The following is a 20,489-nucleotide window of genomic DNA, read 5'->3' as shown; positions in this document are numbered from 1 at the left end:
CATCTGAAGGGCAGGTTGCCCACGTGTTACTCACCCGTCCGCCGCTAACTGAAGGAAGCAAGCTTCCAACAGTTCGCTCGACTTGCATGTATTAGGCATGCCGCCAGCGTTCGTCCTGAGCCAGGATCAAACTCTCCATAAGAGAAATTCGATTAGCTCGAGTTTCATTTGCTGGCATCAATTAAGATACTCATTTTGTTTATGTCATCGTTAGATACATAAACTGTATTTCGTTAACGTTTTGCTGTTCAGTTTTCAAGGTTCATTTCGTCGGTCTCTCGTAAGAGGCAACTTTCTTATATTAACATCTCATCGTTTTGTTGTCAACACTTTTACTTAAAAAGTTTTTCTTGTTAATTCTTGTTAAGTTTGATGTTTTCGCAACTGCTTGATGCGACGCTTATAAATATAACACCCCATTTATGAGAATGCAAGCTTTTTCACCATTCTTTTAAAAAAGAATGGCGAAACCGCATAGCGCCGCGAATCCAGGGATTCCTAGTATCGCTAAGATCATGCCAGATGCAATGTTAACAGGTACGTAGATGCCAATAAATCCACCAGCTATGTTCATTAAGAAGAGAATAAAGAACGCAAAAGCTAATCTAAACCAAAAAACCGATAAGCGCTCCATGTTTTTTTCAAGAGTGGTTCGGCTCATACTTAACAGCAGTAATGATACGACTCCTAATATAGCTATGACTAAAATTCTCACAGAAAACGCCCTTTCTATCTCATAGATACTTATCTATATGCGTCTCTGTAGAGGATTAGTCCACTCGTTGTCTATCTTTCAATTCTTTTCTATAGTTCTCGACGACCTTCCAATGCTCTGGACAATGTAACTTCATCCGCATATTCTAAATCTCCACCTACAGGTAAGCCGTGGGCGATACGTGTAGTCGTGATTCCGGATGGCCTGACAAGCCTTGATATATACATGGCTGTTGCTTCTCCTTCTATAGTAGGGTTCGTCGCAAGAATCAATTCCTCCACTTCGTCTTCCTGAAGTCTTGTTAACAACGAGGGAACATTGATATCTTCCGGACCGATACCGTCCATCGGAGATATAGCACCTTGTAATACATGGTACAAACCGCGATAGTCACGCATCTTCTCCATAGCAATCACGTCTTTCGGATCCTGCACGACACAAATTGTCGTTCGGTCACGAGATTGATCCTGACAAATATAGCATGGATCGATATCTGTAATATGACCACAAACTGAACAGAACTGGAGATTACGTTTCGCATCGACTAATGCTTTGGCAAAATCTAGCACAGTGTCTTCTTTCATACTTAATACAAAAAACGCCAGACGACCCGCAGTTTTGGGGCCGATGCCTGGCAATTTCATAAAACTATCCATTAATTTAGATATAGGTTCAGGATAATGCATTATACAACCTCCTAGAACATCCCGGGCAAGTTCATTCCTTTTGTAAATTGGCCCATTGTGGAGTTCGTAATTTCTTCTGCTTTTGCAATCGCATCATTTGTAGCGATCACAATCAAGTCTTGTAGAATTTCTACGTCTTCCGGATCTACCGCCTCCGGATCAATAATAACTTCAAGTACTTCTTTATGGCCTGAGACGATTACCTTTACCATACCACCACCAGCTGTACCTTCCATTCTCTCGTTTCCTAAGTTTTCCTGTGCCTCTGCCATCTTCTTTTGCATCTTCTGCATTTGCTTCATCATACCTTGCATATTCCCTGCTCCACGCATAAATAATTCCTCCTTAGTAAATTACTCTTCTATTGTAATAAAATCTTTTCCAAACATTTTCTCAGCTTCAGTTACGAGTGGATCAGCATCTTCAATCGATGCTTCTTCCATAAACGCTGAAGTTGGTTGTTCCTCTTCAAACTGTTGAGGGTTTTCCTTACTCTTCTGACTGGCCAATCCACTTTTTCGAATGAAATCAGCACGAACTTCCAACCAGCTTTCCTCTGCTACGTAGACTACTTCATAACCTTTGCCTGTCAGTCGCAGTAACGCATCCGATAAGCCTGCTTGTAATGTAGCATTTTCAGAAGCCATCAAGCAATGAATTTCATATTTGAATTTAAGAACAAAAGCCTTCTCTGATGCTGCTACAGGCTCCGTCTCTTCTAATAAGGCTGCATGTGAGCGTTGCATACTTTGCATCATACCCGCCCATTGCTCTCGAATCACTTGAATATCGGACTTCGTTGCCGCTTTTAATACCTCTACAATTTTACCCGTTGGTACTTTGGCAGATCTGGAAGCAGTTGAAGCGGCCCTTTTCGCCGGCGCTTGTGGCTCAGCGGCTTGTTGCACAGCCCCTGTTGCTAGTTGTTGCTGTAGTTGTCTAACAGTCTGTTCTAGCACCGCAAGCTTCTGAGCCATTTCAGGATCAACTGCAGAAGTGGATACTTGTCGTTGCTCCCCGGAATGAATCATTTTTAATAAAGCGGATTCAATATAGACCTTCCCATGATTAGAAAAACGCATTTCTTGTTGTGTTTTTGAGAGGATATCGATGTACCGGTACAATTCATCTGAATGAAACTCTTGGGCAAGCTCTTGAAATTTATCACCGTCTGAAATCAATTCCAGAAGATCTGTCAATTCGGGCGCCGTGCCAAGCAGTAACATATCACGGAAGAAAGTAATCATGTCTTCAGCGAGTCTGCCGACATCTTTACCTTCAGCAATCAGTTCGTGCAATAAAGACAATGCAGATCCCGCATCTTTCGCTTGAATTGATTGTGCTAGCTGATAAAAAATTTCTTCACCGATTGCTCCAGTCACGAGTAGCGCGTCACTTGTAGTCAACTCGTCTCCGCTGAACGATACGGCTTGATCAAGCATACTAAGCGCATCCCGCATACCGCCTGTCGCGGCTTGTGCGATTGCGCGCAATGCTCCAGTCTCCGCAGTAACACCAATGTCCCCAATAACCTTTTCCATTCGCTCAATGATTTCAGGTGCCGTAATCGGTTTGAAATCAAATCGCTGACATCTGGAAATGATAGTGAGCGGCAACTTATGAGGTTCCGTAGTCGCCAGAATAAATACGACATGGGCAGGAGGTTCTTCCAGTGTCTTCAGCAATGCGTTAAAAGCTGAATTGGACAGCATATGCACTTCATCAATAATATAGACTTTAAACCGTGCATTAGAAGGTGCCACATGCACACGTTCAATAATGTCGCGAATTTCTTCTACGCGCGAATTGGATGCCGCATCAAATTCAGTGACATCTGTGTTAGATCCCTCTGTGATGCTTTTACATGTCTCACACTTATTGCATGGTTCCGCCGCTGGGCCGTTTTCACAATTTAGTGCTTTTGCAAAAATCTTCGCCGCACTCGTCTTTCCCGTTCCACGAGGTCCTGAGAATAGATAAGCGTGCGTCGTCTTCTGATGGAGAAGGGTATTTTGCAGAGTTTGCTTGATCGCCTGCTGACCTGACATTTCACCAAAAGCTTGCGGTCTATAAGCGCGGTATAGTGCTTGATAAATCAACTGCATTTCCCCCCTTTTTCTCCGATTGCGTAATACTTCTATTATAACATGAAATACAATTTTTTGACCGTGTATCGCTTGGTTAAATTACGCAAATACTTCCGTCCACTCATCTTTCTTATCAAGCATTGTGCGTGCAATTTCTTTTGCACCTTCAAGGCTATGGCTTGCCGCCCAGCCACACTGTACTTCATTACACGCCGGTACTTCTGTTGCTACCAGTACGTCGTTTAATGTTTTCTCTACTATAGAGAGAATGTCATTATAGTCATCATGATTGATTACAGCTAAATAATAACCTGTCTGACAACCCATTGGACTGATATCGACGATTTGATCCGAATGGTCACGGCTGAATTCTGCCATCATATGTTCTAATGAGTGAAGCGCTGGCATTTCCATGTGGTCTGTATTCGGTTGACAGAAACGAATATCATATTTCAAAATCTTGTCGCCGTTCTTTCCTTCTGTAGTTCCCGCTAATCGAATATAAGGTGCTTTCACTTTCGTATGATCCAAATTGAAACTTTCAACGTTCATTTTTTTCTCAGACAATGTAAATCGCTCCCTTTCAGTTATGCGTACTATTTTGAAGTATACACTATTTAAGGGACATAAAAAACTCGTCCATAGTAAAATGGACGAGTGAATTATTGAAATAATGCCGTGCACCTTTCTTCGACTGCCGCACATAAGCGTTACTCTTGTCGTTGGCTCGGCCTAGGCTACCCCGCGGCACATGAGAGAGTCCACTTAATGCTGCTTCCTTCCGGACCTGACATGATTCATGGGTTCCCATTGCGCAGGACCCAGACGTCAACACTACGTGCAAAAGGCAGACCCTACATGCGGACAGCCTCGGAAAAGGAGTTCAGTCTTGCTAGAGCGGATTGCAAGTTACAGGGCACCGCTAATTCCCCACCTAGCACGGCATTTCTTATTATACCCATAGTTAATTATGATTGCAACGGTAAACCTTGGATTTATTAGAATGTGTTTCAACACTCTATCGCATAAAAAGTGAAAAACCTTTTCATTTGTCCATATAGAATAGTATACTAATTGAAAAGCATGAGGTGAATAACATGGATCCAACTAAACGTTATCAGCTCAGTTTCCGCAATCCCGAAGTACGCGTCTATGCAGCCATTGTTTTGCCTGCTGTCTTGCTCGGCTTATTGGTGATTATTTTCTCAAGTTCAGATTTTAACTTTATGTATGCCGCTCTAATACAGACCGTTGCCTTGATGAGTTTCTATTATTGGCGTTTCATTTACCGTCGCAAAGAAAAAAGAAAAAATAATGGTTGACGTCTTAAAAATGACATGGTAAGATATTATTTGTCTGATACGGAGGAATACCCAAGCCCGGCTGAAGGGATCGGTCTTGAAAACCGACAGGGGTGTTAAAGCCCGCGGGGGTTCGAATCCCTCTTCCTCCGCCATATTTTGACTGCACACGTTACTCGATGTAACGTTTTTTTATTGCCTAAAAATAAAAACCTTACTAGATATTCATCCATAACGAATAAAACAGCGCCAGTGACTGAATCAGTCCTGACGCTGTTTTTATTTTGTGATGTATGCACCTTTCTCTGCCGGTTGCAGTGCAAGTGCTTGGTAATGTGGAAAGCTTTGTTCTAATGAAGCCGCCACTTGTTGCTCTGTTCCTGGTGGTACAGCTACAAAAAGGGAAGGTCCCGCTCCGCTGATTGTCATGCCGTACGCACCTGCTTCCTTGCAAGCCAAACGTATTTCATCAAAGTTAGGGAATCCAACTTTGCGATAGGGTTCATGATATAGATCCCGTTCCATCATACGTCCTGCCGTCACCCAATCCGATTGCGCAATAGCAGCGGTCATCACACTGCCCGCCGCACTTCCGCGTACTGCTACTTTATGTGTCAGTTGCTCAGGCAGCAATCCCCGTGATGCTTCTGTCTTTAAAGCTACTGGTGGCACTAGGATGACAACACCGATAGGGGGTGCTGGGAATGTCAGTACTTCCATCTCATCATCAGTGAAGTACGACACTGTCATTCCCCCAATCAATGCAGCGGTGACGTTATCGGCATGTCCTTCTAATTCGCTGCCGATCCGCAACTTGTCTTTTGGAGACAATTGCAAACCTGCCAGTTCACTTGCGATTTCAATACCCGCTGCAATTGCCGTTGCACTACTGCCTAGGCCTTTTCCTAAAGGAATATCTGAATGTACTACTAACTTTTGTGAGGCAATGACTTGATCATACCGTGACGCTACATGCTGGATGGTCTGTACGATTAGATTTGTTTCATCCGTTGGCAGTTCAGCATACTCTTTATCTTGATACAAAACATACCACGCGTCAGCCGATGCAACTTCTATCCTCATGTTAAGTGAAAGGGCAAGACCTAAATGATCGAAGCCGGGTCCGAGATTAGCCGTTGTGGCTGGCACGGTCACTGAAAAACCGGCTTCCGTCATTAGTTGTTCCCCTCTTTCAATTCTTTCAAGAAGTTATTGAACTGTTCATTTGTCATCATGGGTTTATGCGCATTGACGTTGATTGCTGTTTCAGGATCCTTTAATCCATTACCTGTTAGGATTCCAACTATTGTCGTTCCTTTTTCAATTAATCCAGCATCAAGTCGTTTCTTGATGCCTGCAATGGTTGCACAAGACGCAGGCTCTGCAAAAATCCCGTCTGTTGCAGCTAGTAATTGATATGCTTCAAGGATTTCTTCATCAGTAGCGGACAAGATGTCTCCATCTGATTCTTCGAGTGCTTGAGTCGCTAAGTGCCAGCTTGCAGGGTTTCCAATACGAATTGCTGTTGCCACTGTTTCAGGCTCTTCGAATACACGGTCATAGACGATGGGTGCTGCACCATCTGCTTGAACTCCTAGTAATTTGGGTGTACCCGTGCCTTTTTTCTCTGCGTATTCTTTGAAACCTTTCCATGCTGCAGATATATTACCTGCGTTTCCAACAGGCAAAGCGAAGATATCTGGTACTTTACCGAGTTGTTCAATTGCTTCAAATGCCACCGTCTTCTGTCCCTCAAGACGATAAGGATTCACGGAGTTTACCAACGCAATTTTCCCATCGCCTAGTTCACGTACCATACGAAGCGCTTCGTCAAAGTTTCCTTCTATAGCTACAATTTCCGCTCCGTACATTTTTGCCTGTGCCAGCTTGCCCAGTGCAATACGACCTTCAGGAATTACAACAATTGTACGCATACCTGCACGCGCACCATATGCTGCAGCTGCAGCAGAAGTGTTACCTGTTGAAGCACAGATCAACGCTGTTTTTCCTTCTTCTTTCGCCTTTGCAACTGCCATTACCATTCCGCGGTCTTTAAATGAACCAGTTGGATTTGTTCCTTCTGTTTTTACATACAGATTAATTCCCCACTGCTTTGATAAATTCTCGAGATGGATTAACGGTGTATTTCCTTCTTGCAGTGTTAATGCAGGAGTATTCTCTGTCACCGGCAACCATTCTTTATATTCTTCTATTAATCCATTCCATCTTCTCATAATTTCTTATTCTCCTTCCACACGGTAATGACTAGAAATGTCAATGACCGCAGGTGTATCTTTTAAGTCTGCTAAAATATCTAAATGCTGTTGACGAGAAATTTTATGTGTAATAAAGATCAAATCTGCGCCTTCCTCATGTAAATCGGAATCTTGGACAACTGTCGCTAGACTTGCTTTGTGGTGGCTATAAATAGATGTCAATTCCGTCAACACACCCACTTCATCACGTACGGTAATACGGTGGATATAGCGGGCATGCTTCTGATCATCTGATTTTACTTTGCGCTCAAATTGCGGTGCGTGCATTCTCTTACCGTTTACGCCAAGCAAAATATTACGACAAGCGGCCACTACGTCACCTGTTACGGAAGTCGCTGTAGGTAATGAGCCGGCTCCGGGACCGTAAAACATTGTCTCGCCTACTGAATCACTATACACATACACTGCGTTGAATTCATTATTAACTGTAGCAAGAGGATGAGAGTTAGGAACAAATACTGGCTCAACAGCCACTTCGATTCCTTCTTCATCTTTTTTAGCAGAACCCGTCATCTTAATTGTGTAACCGAATTGCTCCGCAAGCTGAAGATCTCCGTCTGCAATCTCTTTCATACCACGGACAAATACATCGTCAAGATGCACTTCTGTGGAAAAAGATAAAGACGCGAGAATAACCATCTTACGCGCTGCATCAATACCATCTACGTCCGCTGAAGGATCAGCTTCCGCAAAGCCTAATTCTGTCGCTTCCGCTAATGCATCTTCATAAGTCTTATTTTCATGCTTCATCTTTGTTAAAATGAAGTTAGTCGTCCCGTTGACGATTCCAGTCAAGGCAGTAATTCGGTCCGACGCTAATCCATCTTCCAATGTACGGATTAGTGGAATACCACCACCTACACTCGCTTCATATAATAGGTCGCACTTATTTTCATCTGCTAATTTTAATAATTCAGGTCCCGACTCCGCCATGACATCCTTGTTCGCAGTGACAACACCCTTACCTGCTTCAAGTGCACGTCGAATTGCTTCAGACGAACCTCCTGTCACCTCAATAATCAAATCAATTTCAGGATCGTTTAACACTTCTTCGAGTGATGTAGTGAACATTTCTTTAGGTATCACGCCATTACGTTTTTTATCCAAGTTTTTAACAAGGACTTTCTTAATAGACACAGGAACACCGAGCTTGTGTCGCAGGTCATCTTGGTGATTATGCAAGATTGTTGCCACACCGCTTCCCACTACTCCATAACCTAGCAAACCGATATTAATTTCATTTTTCTCATTTTTCATTTGACGATTCTCCTAACTATATGTACACTATGAAAAAACAATCGTTCTTCGTATAAGGACAATTATAGAGAATTCTGCCTTTAATAACAACCTGTTTTCACGAATCTTCTAAAAATAGATAGATAATCTCAAAATGGATAGGATTTGGTATTTAATGAAAGTTTGTAAATTTGGCGGAACATCCGTCGCATCCGCGGAACAAATCCGTAAAGTGGTCGATATTGTCGCATCCGACCCATCAAGAAAAATCGTCGTAGTTTCTGCACCAGGCAAACGTACTTCCTCCGACATTAAAGTAACTGATTTGCTCATTGATTTGGCAAATATATCACTTGCCGGTGAAGACACAACAAATGCACTGCAAATGGTTGTGGACCGCTACAAGGAAATTGCAGAAGGACTCGGCCTAGATGCAGATATTGCACAAGTCATTGAACAAGATGTCATTAGACGTCTGAATAAAGATCAGTCAGATGAAATTCTATATGTAGACAGCTTGAAAGCTGCTGGGGAAGACAATAACGCAAAAATGATTGCGGCTTACTTCCGACATATCGGCATCGAAGCAGAATACGTAAATCCACGTGAAGGTGGGTTACTTGTTAACCATCGTCCAGAACGTGTACGTGCACTTCCAGAAGGCAATGAAAAGCTCTGTAAACTACGTGATAAAGAAGGCATCATCGTATTCCCAGGCTTCTTCGGCTACACAGAAGACGGAACATTGCGTACGTTTAACCGTGGTGGTTCCGATATTACAGGCGCTCTACTAGCAGCAGCAACAAATGCAGAACTTTATGAAAACTTTACTGATGTGGATTCGGTTTTCTCAGCGAACCCCACAGTTATTGAAAATCCACGTGCAATTGATGCGATGACATACCGGGAAATGCGTGAACTTGCATATGCAGGATTTTCTGTATTTCACGAGGAAGCTTTAGTACCCGCATTTCGTCACAAAATTCCGGTTTGCATCAAGAACACAAACAATCCCAGTGCGCCAGGCACGATGATTGTACGAGACCGTGACCATAATCTTCAATCCGTTGTCGGAATTGCTGCCGATAAAGGATTCTCTACACTCTTTGTTGCTAAATACTTAATGAACTTGGAAATTGGTTTTGGACGTCACTTACTACAAATTCTAGAAGAGGAAGAAATTCCATTTGAACATACACCGTCAGGTATTGATAACTTGTCTGTCATTATTCGCGATGAACATTTAACACCGGAAAAAGAAGCACGTATCGTGAAGCGCATTGAACAGGAATTATGTCCCGACGACGTACATTTCCAACGCGATTATTCCATGGTAGTACTTGTAGGTGAAGGCATGCGCCACGCAAGAGGATTGGCAGCACGCGCTGCGTCTGCTATCGCACGAACAGGTGCAAATATCGAAATGATCAACCAAGGATCTTCAGAAGTCAGTTTAGTATTCGGGATTCAAGAAAAAGATGAAAACATTGTCCTTCGAGAGCTATATCAGGAATTCTTTACAGAAGTCCCTGCTCATTAATACAAGCGACACTCCTTATACACGGGGTGTCGTTTTTTTCATTTTCTCAGCAATTTTCTCAATAACCAACTCAATATCCGCTTCATTTCCTAACAAATCATATTCTTCGATGTTTAGCCGAATGACTGGGCATGCGGTAAAAGATTCAATCCACTGTTCATAGCGACGGTACATCTCTTCCCAATAACTTCTTGGTGTTTGCAGCTCCATATTCCTGCCACGCATTTCAATACGATCGAGAATGACAGGTAATGGCCCTTCCAAGTATATGAGAGCATTCGGATGTGGGAAATATGGCATCAATACCATTGCTTCATATAGATTCATATAGGTTTCAAAGTCGACCGCTTCCATAGTTCCTTCATCAGCGTGCATTTTGGCAAAGATCCCTACATCTTCATAGATGGAACGATCTTGTACAAAACCGCCACCGTTTTCGAAGATATGCTTTTGTTCTTTAAAACGTTCTGCTAAAAAGAAGATTTGTAAATGAAAACTCCAACGTTCAAAGTCATCATAAAATCTCTCTAAGTATGGATTTTCTGCTACGTTTTCCAAGGACTCTTGAAAGCCAAGTCTTTCGGCAATCGCGTGTGCCATTGTAGACTTCCCTACTCCTACCATTCCAGCTACTGCAAAGACACTATTTCGGGGTATATTAGGTGACTTCATTTAGTTTCAAACCTTTCTGAACCGCTTCGAAAATTTTTCTTAGTATTGCATTCATGTCTTCTTGATTACGCACATAGTCCACTTCATCCCCGTTTACATGGATAACTGGAATGTCGGGATGTATCGCTTCAAACTCCGGTAAATAGGTACGATAATCTTCCGAAAGTTGCAACAAATAGTCAGAATCCATATCCGCTTCATACGATCGACCACGCTCATTGATTCGATTGAGCAATGTAGGAATAGATGCTGACAATGAAATAATGATATTTGGCATAGGAAGATCTCTCGTCAAAATCTGATAGATTTCTTTATATTTCACAAAGTCTTTCGATTCCAAAGTACGTTGTGCAAATAGCATGTTTTTGAATACATGATAATCTGCCACCACGGGTAACCCTTGTGATATATATTCTTTATTGATTTGCTTTAATTGTTCATATCGATTACATAGGAAAAACATTTCAGTCTGGAAACTCCACTTTTCTTTGTCTTGATAAAACTGATCGAGAAAAGGATTTTCTCCGCTAATTTCCCTTAATTGATTATATGAAAAGGTCTCAGCAATTGCTGCCGTGAGCGTAGTCTTCCCTACACCAATCGGACCTTCTACCGCAATAAACGGGACAAACATGTACCACTCACCCTTTCGATTTGTTACGTTTCCATTTTATCATATTCGACCATATTGAATGCGACTTATATTGAGTTGTTTATTGTTTTACTCTCGTCTGTTTCACGTGAAACATTTCGCTAATTGATTTTGATGTTCTGCATGATAGACTGTTGATAAGGAGTGATGAATCGATGAAAGATGATGAATACTACATGAGACTGGCAATAGAAGAGGCAGAAAAAGCTGCCGCTCTGGCTGAAGTGCCAATTGGCGCAGTCATTGTACATAAAGAAGAAGTAATTGCTGCGGCTCATAATCTGCGTGAAACCACTCAAAATGCGGTCACACACGCCGAGCTCTCTGCCATCCAAATAGCTTGTGAGAAGGTTGGGAGTTGGCGTTTAGAAGACACTACACTATACGTTACACTCGAACCATGCCCTATGTGTGCAGGAGCCATACTACAATCCCGCATTCCACGAGTCGTCTACGGCGCACGTGACCCAAAAGGAGGTTGCGTCCATACCTTTTACCAACTACTTAACGACCCCCGATTCAATCATGAATGCATCGTAACCGAGGGTGTCCTCGGTGAAGAATGCGGACAACTCCTTACTACCTTCTTTCGAACACTGAGAGAAAAAAGAAAAGCCGCAAAAAAGGAAGCCCAACGCCTAGAGTAAAACTCATAAGCGTAGGGCTTCTTTTCACTAATTAGTATTTCTATTTCAAGAGACATACCTGTCGTTTATGTTAAACACAGATTGTTAACGCATTTCCACTTACTTAGGCGCTTCAATCTTTTCTTTTCCACCCATATACGGTCGTAGCACATCTGGAATTACAACAGAACCATCTTCCTGCTGATAATTCTCCAAAATTGCTGCCACTGTACGACCAACAGCCAAACCACTACCATTCAACGTATGAACATACTCAGGTTTCGCACCTGGCTCACGACGGAAACGGATGTGTGCCCGACGCGCCTGGAAATCTTCAAAGTTAGAACAAGAAGAGATTTCTCGGTAGACATTTTGTGTAGGAATCCATACTTCCAAATCGTACTTCTTGGCAGCCGTGAAACCTAAATCTGCTGTACACATCTTGAGAGCCCGATACGGCAACTTCAACAACTGCAATACTTTTTCCGCATGGCCAGTCAGTTTCTCCAACTCATCGTATGAATCTTCCGGTTTCACAAAGCGAACCAACTCCACCTTATTGAACTGGTGCTGGCGAATTAAGCCACGCGTATCACGACCTGCAGACCCTGCTTCAGAACGGAAATTTGTACTATACGCTGTGAATGCAATCGGCAACTTAGCCCCTTCTAAGATTTCATCACGATAGAAATTGGTTACAGGAACTTCAGATGTCGGGATCAAGAAGTAGTCCTCTTCTTCAATTAAAAACGCATCTTCTTCAAACTTCGGTAGTTGTCCCGTTCCAGTCAAACTTGTACGGTTTACTAAATACGGTGGTAGCATTTCCTCATAGCCGTGTTCTTCTTGATGAAGGTCAAGCATGAAGTTGATCAATGCACGTTCAAGTCGTGCACCGAGTCCGCGATAGAACACAAAACGACTACCTGTCACTTTTGCTGCTCGTTCGAAATCGAGTAGTTGAAGATCCGTTCCAATTTCCCAGTGTGGTTTAGGTTCGAAGCCAAACGTTGGGATCTCTCCCCATGTACGGACTTCTACGTTGTCATCTTCACTATCCCCTACTGGCACACTATCATGCGGAATGTTTGGGATATGCATAAGCACATAATTCAGTTCCTCTTCTACTTTGGATAGTTCTTGATCATATACTTTGATTTCCTCGCCGACTTTTTTCATCTTTGCGATGACTTCATCCGCATCTTCTTTATTACGCTTCATTTGTGCTACTTGCTGTGATACTTCATTGCGCTCAGCTTTCAGCACTTCTACTTTTGATAAAATTTCGCGACGTTTCTCATCAAGCCCGCCAAACTTTTCAAAGTCGGTTAAATCTTCTCCACGTTTACTGAGTTTTACTTTTACTTCTTCATAATTCGCACGCAATAGTTTACTGTCTAGCACGCCATCCGCCTCCTTGTATTTACATCACTGATAATAAAAAGCAATAAAAAAAGCCCTCCATCCCCTAAAATAGGGACGAGAACTACCCGCGTTGCCACCCAAATTGACTGATTGCCCAGCCCACTTGTTTGAGATATCGGCTCAACTGACCGGCAAAACCTTCTGATTCGGCTTTGCTACTCAAGGACGGATTCACAACAGTTTCTACCAACTTTCACCACCCGCTGGCTCTCTAAAAAAAACATTGTCGCTACTGCTTCCTATCATCGTAATGTATGTGAAATTAGATATACCATACTACAATTTCTGACTATTGACAAGAGACATGGTACGTTTTTGTATGAGAAACATCGCAAATGTAAGAGCGAAAGGCTTCTCTTTTTTTAGTTTATAGAAATCCGAACAGAAGATACTTTCCCGAGAAATATTTCTTGGTACTAATGCCATGCTAACCAATTTCTACTCTGGAAAGATTCAACTTGGTTCATACTCTATAGCGTAGACACAACTATCGGGCCGCCGTGACCATGAGACAACTAGTGTACCTCGCAAGCTGGCTCACGGTTGGACGTAGCCCGAGCAGATTAAATGTTTAACATTCTCGGTCTTTAATCCCCTAACAAAATCTCAAATTATGAACTACGAATTGCCATCAATTCGCTTTCTGCAAGCTGCGAAATTTCCAAACCTTTCATCGGCGTGCCAATCCCTTTTGACAACTTAGCGATCAACTCATAATCCTGGTAGTTAGCAGTAGCTTCTACAATCGCACGTGCAAATGCTTCCGGATTTTCTGATTTGAAAATACCTGAACCTACAAATACTCCGTCCGCTCCAAGTTCCATCATCAATGCTGCGTCAGCAGGCGTTGCCACACCCCCAGCAGAATAGTTCACAACCGGTAAGCGACCAGCTTCTTTAATAGCTAGTAGTATCTCATATGGAGCACCCAGATTGCGGGCTTCTGTCATTAATTCGTCTTTGCTCATATGGACTACTTTACTTACTTGAGCATTAATCATTCGCAAGTGACGCACGGCTTCTACGATATTTCCTGTTCCTGGTTCGCCTTTTGTACGAAGCATTTTTGCCCCTTCACCTAAACGACGTGCAGCTTCGCCGAGGTTTCTCGCTCCACAAACAAATGGTACGCTGAAATCGCTTTTCAGTAGGTGGAACTCGTCGTCTGCAGGTGTTAGTACTTCACTTTCATCGATGAAATCCACACCCAGTGCTTCCAATACACGTGCTTCTGAAATATGACCGATGCGTGCTTTCGCCATGACAGGAATGGATACCGCCTTTTGCACTTCTTCTACGATTCGTGGGTCTGCCATACGTGCAACACCGCCTGCTGCTCGAATATCAGAAGGTACTCTCTCCAGTGCCATAACCGCAATAGCTCCGGCTGCTTCCGCCACCTTTGCTTGCTCTGCATTGATTACATCCATAATGACGCCGCCATAATTAAAATTCATTTCATTTCCCCCTTTTTGTTATTTTCAGTATAATTGAATTTGACCATATGAAAATAGCCAGTTTCACATTAAACAACATGGTCAGATTAGAGGGGTCACTATGGACATGATTTTTATCGAGCTTCAAAAAGATTCGAATATCCCGCTTTATCAGCAAATATATAATCAAATAAAACAAGACATGATCGACCGCAAGTTCCCAGTTGGCATGAAGCTCCCCTCCAAACGTCAACTGGAAGAGTTTCTAGGCGTTAGCCAGACAACAATTGAAATGGCTTATGATCAATTGACAGCAGAAGGTTTTATCGCAGCGGAACCACGAAAAGGTTATTTCGTACAGGCATTAGAGGAACTCGCCTATGTACAGCCTGTGAAATTAGAGACCCTATCTGAGACTCCTGTAACCAAACCTGTCCATTACGACTTTTCACCAAGTTCCATTGATACGGAAAGCTTCCCGTTCATCATGTGGAGAAAATATGCACGAGATATTATGGATGCATCGCATGCGCACTTATTATTACTTGGAGACCCGCATGGTGATATTGAATTGCGTCAGGAAATTGCCCGCTATCTATACCACTCGCGGGGAGTAGACTGTACGCCTGAACAAATTATTGTTGGATCCGGTACAGAACAGCTTTTGCCTTTGATTATTCGGATACTAGGAAAATGGGCTCGCTATGCGATTGAAGATCCAGGCTATCTAATGACGAAGCACGTCTTTTCCGAAAATTACAGAAAGACGATCCCCATTGCAGTTGACCATGAAGGACTTGACGTAAAGGCGCTACAACGGTCTGATGCTTCAATAGCCTACGTCACCCCTTCCCATCAGTTTCCAACCGGTACAGTGCTGTCTGCGGCTCGCAGAACTGCTCTTTTGAACTGGGCCGGATCGAATCCTGATTTTTTCATAATTGAAGATGATTATGACAGTGAATTCCGTTACCGTGGACGTCCTATACCTTCCTTGCAAGGGATGGATAAAGGTGAAAATGTCATCTATTTAAGTACGTTTACCAAATCACTTATGCCATCTATACGGATCGCCTACATGGTGTTGCCACCAATACTATTGGATACGTACCGTCAGGCTTTCATCCCCTACTCTTCTTCCGTACCGCGGATCGACCAGCATATCTTGGCACGTTTCATGGCAGATGGACAATTCTCGCGCCATCTGAACCGGATGCGTAAAATCTATCGTCGAAAAATGCATACATTAACGAATTTATTGAAATCGTATGAACCTAGCATTTCATTCTCGGGTGATGAAGCGGGTATGCATATCTTGCTTCACGTACATACAAATAGAACGGAAAAGGAACTAATCGATGAAGCTCTTCAATCAGGAATTAAAGTTCGTGGTCTAGACACCTATAAGGTAATGCCCGATCAATCCCCCCCTTCATTCCTAATCGGATTCGGAGGATTAACTGAAGACGATATCAAACTGGCAATACCGAGGTTGCTTAATGTGTGGAACATAAAAAAGACAGCCGTACCTGAATAGGTACGCTGTCTTTTTGTAGTTAATTAAATAAGCCTTTTACGAAACCAGTAGAACTATTCCACGCACTAGAGAAGAAATTACCGATTGCTCCCATAGTTAACGAGAACCAACCAGCTTTCTTCACTTCTTCAGTCGTGACTACTTCCGTATCAACTATTTTCCCATCAATAAAGCCATAATCTGATCCATCTTTTTTCACTAGCTTAACATGACCAACAACCGTACCTTTTTTAATTGGTGCTTGGATTTGTCCATTTTTCACTAGCTTCTCATCTAATACGAGTTCAGTTGTATAGTCTTGATCTTCATCATTGCGAACTAACATACTAATAGGTTTCTTTGTAGCAATGGCTACTTTTTTCTCTTTGCCCTTCATAACATCTAGTGTTTTCTGCTTCTTAAACTGGTGTCCTGCTTTAAGTAGCTCTGTTTCACTAAACTCCTTAAAGCCGTAATCGAATAACACACGAGTAGCATCAAAACGTGCTTCATAAGATCCAACGCCTTTATCATCCACTGCATTCATTACAACAGCAATAACACGTCGGCCATCACGTACGGCAGTCCCTGTGAAACAATGTCCAGCAAATTCCGTAGTACCTGTTTTCAAGCCATCGATTCCTTCATATTCATATACTAGGCCTGGCAACATGAAGTTCCAGTTCACCATATCAATGGCGTCATCTGTTCCTTCACGGAATGTCTTTTTCGCAATTTTTGTTGTATCTAGTACTTCCGGATATTCTTTCAATAAATGATATGCTAGTTTGGCAACAGAGCGTGCTGGCATAACATTTTCATCTTTCTCACCAAACTCACTTGGGTGCATGCCTTGTAAGTCACTGTTGTTCAAACCCGTAGAATTGACGAATTTATAATCTGTCAGTCCAAGTTCTTCAGCCTTTTCATTCATTAGATGGACAAAGTCCACTTCAGATCCTGCAATCGACTCGGCAATCGCAATGGTTGCCGCATTAGCTGAATAAATCGCTACTGCTTCATAAAGTTCGCGGATCGTATAAGATCCATCACGACGAAGCGGTACATTACTTAAACGACGATCTTGTGAAACCTTATACGTATACTCAGTAACTTTGTATTCCTGATCCCATGTAATCGTTCCATCTTCAAGAGCTTCAAACATCAAGTATTCCGTCATCATTTTGGTCATACTCGCAATGCCGAGCGGCTTATCCGAGTTCTCTTCGTATAATACCTTTCCACTATCTGCATCTATCAAAATAGCACCGTTTACACGGAGGTCAAGCGAAGATTCACTTTCCTCTGCTGCTACAGATCCCTGCACACCTAACGTCATCAACAACATCATTGGCACCAGTAAAACTGCCAACCACCTCTGTGTTACTTTTTCCACTCATCTTACCCCCGTCGTCACAATATCAAAAATTAGTGTACCATATTCCCAGTAGGTCAGGTATGCTTATGGCAAAAAAACATATATTCCCCTATGGAAATCATCTTATTTTTCTTTACATTTTATTATTCCTCATATAACAACAAAAAAGGACAGAAGGAAATCCCCCCTGTCCCTTACATAATAAATTAACGTACCGAATAGTTCGGTGCTTCTTTTGTAATTTGTACTTGGTGTGGATGGCTTTCTAGTAAACCAGCACCTGTCATACGAATAAATTGTGCATTTTCACGATGTGCTTCAAGATCCTTCGAACCACAGTATCCCATACCTGCACGAATTCCTCCTAAAAGCTGATGAATAGTATCAGACAATGGACCCTTATACGGCATACGACCTTCAATGCCCTCAGGGACAAGTTTCTTTTCATCTTCTTGGAAGTAACGATCTTTTGAACCTTTTTCCATTGCTGCAACAGAACCCATACCACGGTATACTTTAAAACGACGTCCCTGGAAGATCTCAGATTCTCCTGGGCTCTCGGTAGTACCTGCAAGCAAGCTTCCAAGCATAACCGCATGTCCACCAGCTGCTAATGCTTTGACAATATCTCCGGAATACTTAATTCCACCGTCTGCAATAATCGTCTTACCATATTTACGCGCAACAGTTGCACACTCATAGATAGCAGTAATCTGTGGTACGCCAACGCCTGCAACTACACGTGTAGTACAAATAGAGCCAGGGCCAATACCGACCTTCACTACGTCAGCACCTGCTTCATACAATGCTTCAGCTGCTTCTGCCGTTGCTACGTTACCTGCAACGATCGCAAGGTCCGGATAGTTTCCGCGGATCTCTCTCACTGTGTCAATAACACCCTTAGAGTGTCCGTGTGCCGTATCAATGACTATTAAGTCGACTTCTGCCTGTACAAGCTTCTCAATGCGCGTAGAAGTGTCTACCGTGACTCCAACAGCCGCACCAACAAGTAAGCGCCCAGCCTTATCTTTTGCAGCGTTAGGGAACTCAATAACCTTTTCAATATCTTTAATTGTAATCAAACCGTTAAGAATACCTTTATCATCTACGATCGGAAGCTTCTCAATTTTATATTGCTGTAGCATCTTCTCAGCATCTTCAAGTGTAGTTCCTACAGGAGCTGTCACCAAGTTTTCTTTCGTCATGACTTCATCAATGATAATGGAATAGTCCTGGATGAATCTCAGGTCACGGTTCGTCAAAATACCAACCAATTTCTTCTCTTCCATGTTATTAACGATCGGGACACCTGAGATACGATATTTCCCCATTAAATGCTCTGCATCAAATACTTGATGTTCCGGTGTAAGGAAAAACGGATTTTTAATAACCCCATTCTCAGAACGTTTAACCGTAACAACTTCCTCAGCTTGTTCTTCAATACTCATGTTTTTATGAATAACACCGATTCCGCCTTGACGAGCCATCGAGATTGCCATCTTGGATTCCGTTACTGTATCCATACCCGCACTGATGATAGGTATATTCAACTTGATGCTGTCAGTTAAATTCACAGATAGCGATACAGCCTTTGGCAATACATCAGACGCAGCCGGTACCAATAATACATCATCGAACGTCAGACCTTCACGAGAAAACTTTGATTCCCACATTAACTTTCTGCCTCCTAAAATTACTATTGTCTATTCAGATTATTAAAAGGTTATCAGCGTCAATGAGACGTGTCAAGACAGAAGTTTATAAACTCATTATTCCTATTATTCGCTAAACATTTTATCTAATGATTTTTGCATCTTTAATGGATTCGTCTGTGGTGCAAAACGATCGACTACTTGTCCGTTAGAATCAATCAAGAACTTCGTGAAGTTCCATTTGATACCTTCCGTCAATACACCCTTTTGCTGTTCTGCAAGATACGTAAATAGAGGTTCGGCTTCATCCCCTTTTACATCTACTTTAGCAAACATGGGGAACGTCACGCCATAATTCATTTGGCAGAAGTTCATCGTCTCATCAATATCATCAAATTCTTGTTTATTGAAGTTATCCGATGGAAAGCCCAGTATAACCAGCCCTTGATCTTTATATTCTTCATACAGTTGCTGTAGTTCTTTAAATTGTTTTGTGAAACCGCATTTACTCGCAGTATTGACAATGACCATTGGATTTCCTTCAAATTCCTTCAGAGATTTCTTTTCTCCACTAGTAGTTTCCACTGTAAAATCGTAAACTGTCGTCATGCAGAATCGCCTCTTTTCTTTTAGTATATTTTACCTGACTACGCAAGGAATACCTAGTATCCTGTTTGGTTTGAAGATTTTAGAGCATTATGGAGGTGGATGTAGCCGTGATTGTGTAGGTTTTAGAGCGGTTGGTGTGACCTATTGAGCGGATATGCAGGTATGTAGAGCGGTGGACGTGACTTATTGAGCGGTTAAACAGGGTTATAGAGCGAGTGCCGTGACTCATTGAGCGGTTAAACAGGGTTATAGAGCGGGTGTCGTGACTCTTTGAGCGGTTACGCAAGGTGATTGAGCGTTTGTCGTAACTCTTTGAGCGGGTATGCGGAGCGATTGAGCGCTCGTCGCGACTCTTTGAGCGGTTAAGTGGAACAATAGAGCACTACTCCTGATACATTGAGCAGTTAAGCAGCACAATAGAGCGTTTATCATGATAAATAGAGCGAATAACCCAGATCTATGAGTGAGTAAAATACAAAATACATCATCCTCAATTCAATCTCTTATCACTATAAAACACAAAAAAGCCACTCCCCAAAGGGAATGGCTTCGTGCCTAGCAACGTCCTACTCTCACAGGGGGAAACCCCCAACTACCATCGGCGCTGAAGAGCTTAACTTCCGTGTTCGGTATGGGAACGGGTGTGACCTCTTCGCCATCGTTACTAGACTCTTTGAGTAAA

19 protein-coding genes, 1 tRNA gene, 2 rRNA genes, 1 other RNA gene and 1 other annotated feature are annotated in these 20,489 nt (G+C 42.5%); of the genes, 5 read left to right on the top strand and 18 right to left on the bottom strand.

Annotation, left to right across the window (positions count from 1 at the left end):
• The 7 genes from H605_RS0116555 to ffs all read right to left on the bottom strand — a co-directional run.
• Positions 1 to 142, bottom strand: a 16S ribosomal RNA gene (locus tag H605_RS0116555); the annotation flags it as partial.
• 309 nt (positions 143 to 451) lie between these two features.
• The gene (locus H605_RS0116550) at positions 452 to 715 is read right to left on the bottom strand and encodes a pro-sigmaK processing inhibitor BofA family protein (protein ID WP_029055210.1); all 264 of its coding nucleotides are present in this window, start codon (positions 713 to 715) and stop codon (positions 452 to 454) included.
• Positions 716 to 804: 89 nt separating this feature from the next.
• Positions 805 to 1,401 (bottom strand): recombination mediator RecR, encoded by a 597-nt coding sequence (gene recR, locus H605_RS0116545; protein ID WP_029055209.1) that lies wholly within the window; start codon positions 1,399 to 1,401, stop codon positions 805 to 807.
• Between the two features lie 11 nt (positions 1,402 to 1,412).
• Positions 1,413 to 1,733, bottom strand: coding sequence for a YbaB/EbfC family nucleoid-associated protein (locus H605_RS0116540; protein WP_029055208.1), 321 nt, complete (start codon positions 1,731 to 1,733; stop codon positions 1,413 to 1,415).
• 21 nt (positions 1,734 to 1,754) lie between these two features.
• Positions 1,755 to 3,506, bottom strand: coding sequence for a DNA polymerase III subunit gamma/tau (dnaX, locus tag H605_RS0116535; protein WP_269466683.1), 1,752 nt, complete (start codon positions 3,504 to 3,506; stop codon positions 1,755 to 1,757).
• Positions 3,507 to 3,587: 81 nt separating this feature from the next.
• On the bottom strand, positions 3,588 to 4,040 hold the full coding sequence (locus H605_RS0116530; RefSeq protein WP_198040355.1) for an S-ribosylhomocysteine lyase: 453 nt from the start codon (positions 4,038 to 4,040) through the stop codon (positions 3,588 to 3,590).
• Positions 4,041 to 4,164: 124 nt separating this feature from the next.
• Positions 4,165 to 4,431: signal recognition particle sRNA large type (ffs, locus tag H605_RS18780), an RNA gene on the bottom strand.
• Positions 4,432 to 4,585: 154 nt separating this feature from the next.
• On the opposite strand from ffs, the gene H605_RS0116525 reads away from it, so the two are divergent.
• Together H605_RS0116525 and H605_RS0116520 are read left to right on the top strand one after the other, a co-directional pair.
• A complete protein-coding gene (locus tag H605_RS0116525; protein WP_029055205.1) occupies positions 4,586 to 4,810 on the top strand; it encodes a hypothetical protein in 225 nt (74 codons plus the stop codon).
• Positions 4,811 to 4,851: 41 nt separating this feature from the next.
• A tRNA-Ser gene (locus tag H605_RS0116520) sits at positions 4,852 to 4,944 on the top strand.
• A 124-nt stretch (positions 4,945 to 5,068) separates the two neighbouring features.
• Here the strand turns inward: H605_RS0116520 and thrB are convergent.
• From thrB to H605_RS0116505, 3 genes are read right to left on the bottom strand one after another with little or no spacing between them, the layout of a single operon-like run.
• The gene (gene thrB, locus H605_RS0116515; protein WP_029055204.1) at positions 5,069 to 5,965 is read right to left on the bottom strand and encodes a homoserine kinase; all 897 of its coding nucleotides are present in this window, start codon (positions 5,963 to 5,965) and stop codon (positions 5,069 to 5,071) included.
• Complete coding sequence (thrC, locus tag H605_RS0116510; protein WP_029055203.1) at positions 5,965 to 7,023, bottom strand: threonine synthase; 1,059 nt, start codon at positions 7,021 to 7,023, stop codon at positions 5,965 to 5,967. The genes thrB and thrC overlap by 1 nt, the downstream gene beginning before the upstream one ends.
• A gap of 6 nt (positions 7,024 to 7,029) precedes the next feature.
• The gene (locus H605_RS0116505; RefSeq protein WP_029055202.1) at positions 7,030 to 8,322 is read right to left on the bottom strand and encodes a homoserine dehydrogenase; all 1,293 of its coding nucleotides are present in this window, start codon (positions 8,320 to 8,322) and stop codon (positions 7,030 to 7,032) included.
• Between the two features lie 154 nt (positions 8,323 to 8,476).
• On the opposite strand from H605_RS0116505, the gene H605_RS0116500 reads away from it, so the two are divergent.
• Positions 8,477 to 9,841: an aspartate kinase gene (locus tag H605_RS0116500; RefSeq protein WP_029055201.1), complete on the top strand. Its 1,365-nt coding sequence runs from the start codon at positions 8,477 to 8,479 to the stop codon at positions 9,839 to 9,841.
• 15 nt (positions 9,842 to 9,856) lie between these two features.
• Here the strand turns inward: H605_RS0116500 and H605_RS0116495 are convergent, their stop codons facing one another.
• On the bottom strand, positions 9,857 to 10,513 hold the full coding sequence (locus H605_RS0116495) for a deoxynucleoside kinase (RefSeq protein ID WP_029055200.1): 657 nt from the start codon (positions 10,511 to 10,513) through the stop codon (positions 9,857 to 9,859).
• On the bottom strand, positions 10,500 to 11,147 hold the full coding sequence (locus H605_RS0116490) for a deoxynucleoside kinase (protein WP_029055199.1): 648 nt from the start codon (positions 11,145 to 11,147) through the stop codon (positions 10,500 to 10,502). The genes H605_RS0116495 and H605_RS0116490 overlap by 14 nt, the downstream gene beginning before the upstream one ends.
• Before the next feature lie 173 nt (positions 11,148 to 11,320).
• Here H605_RS0116490 and tadA point away from each other — a divergent pair, with 173 nt between their 5' ends.
• Complete coding sequence (gene tadA, locus H605_RS0116485) at positions 11,321 to 11,812, top strand: tRNA adenosine(34) deaminase TadA (RefSeq protein WP_029055198.1); 492 nt, start codon at positions 11,321 to 11,323, stop codon at positions 11,810 to 11,812.
• 99 nt (positions 11,813 to 11,911) lie between these two features.
• Here tadA and serS read toward each other — a convergent pair whose 3' ends face one another.
• On the bottom strand, positions 11,912 to 13,195 hold the full coding sequence (serS, locus tag H605_RS0116480) for a serine--tRNA ligase (protein ID WP_029055197.1): 1,284 nt from the start codon (positions 13,193 to 13,195) through the stop codon (positions 11,912 to 11,914).
• A 68-nt stretch (positions 13,196 to 13,263) separates the two neighbouring features.
• Positions 13,264 to 13,471 (bottom strand) — a binding site (T-box leader).
• Between the two features lie 356 nt (positions 13,472 to 13,827).
• Entirely contained in the window at positions 13,828 to 14,673 is an 846-nt protein-coding gene (gene pdxS, locus H605_RS18220) for a pyridoxal 5'-phosphate synthase lyase subunit PdxS (RefSeq protein WP_037562314.1), read from the bottom strand.
• A 100-nt stretch (positions 14,674 to 14,773) separates the two neighbouring features.
• On the opposite strand from pdxS, the gene pdxR reads away from it, so the two are divergent.
• The gene (gene pdxR / locus H605_RS0116470) at positions 14,774 to 16,189 is read left to right on the top strand and encodes a MocR-like pyridoxine biosynthesis transcription factor PdxR (RefSeq protein ID WP_029055196.1); all 1,416 of its coding nucleotides are present in this window, start codon (positions 14,774 to 14,776) and stop codon (positions 16,187 to 16,189) included.
• A gap of 19 nt (positions 16,190 to 16,208) precedes the next feature.
• Here pdxR and H605_RS0116465 read toward each other — a convergent pair whose 3' ends face one another.
• The 4 genes from H605_RS0116465 to rrf all read right to left on the bottom strand — a co-directional run bounded on the left by H605_RS0116465 (position 16,209) and on the right by rrf (position 20,476).
• Positions 16,209 to 17,564, bottom strand: a complete 1,356-nt coding sequence (locus H605_RS0116465; protein ID WP_029055195.1) for a D-alanyl-D-alanine carboxypeptidase family protein — start codon at positions 17,562 to 17,564, stop codon at positions 16,209 to 16,211.
• A 188-nt stretch (positions 17,565 to 17,752) separates the two neighbouring features.
• Complete coding sequence (guaB, locus tag H605_RS0116460; RefSeq protein WP_029055194.1) at positions 17,753 to 19,219, bottom strand: IMP dehydrogenase; 1,467 nt, start codon at positions 19,217 to 19,219, stop codon at positions 17,753 to 17,755.
• Positions 19,220 to 19,324: 105 nt separating this feature from the next.
• Complete coding sequence (locus H605_RS0116455) at positions 19,325 to 19,807, bottom strand: glutathione peroxidase (protein WP_029055193.1); 483 nt, start codon at positions 19,805 to 19,807, stop codon at positions 19,325 to 19,327.
• A 553-nt stretch (positions 19,808 to 20,360) separates the two neighbouring features.
• Positions 20,361 to 20,476 (bottom strand): 5S ribosomal RNA (gene rrf, locus H605_RS0116450).
• Positions 20,477 to 20,489: the final 13 nt, after the last annotated feature.

Source organism: Sporosarcina ureae DSM 2281 (genome assembly GCF_000425545.1).
Classification (GTDB): Bacteria; Bacillota; Bacilli; order Bacillales_A; family Planococcaceae; genus Sporosarcina; species Sporosarcina ureae.
This window is presented reverse-complemented; position numbering and strand designations above follow the sequence as displayed.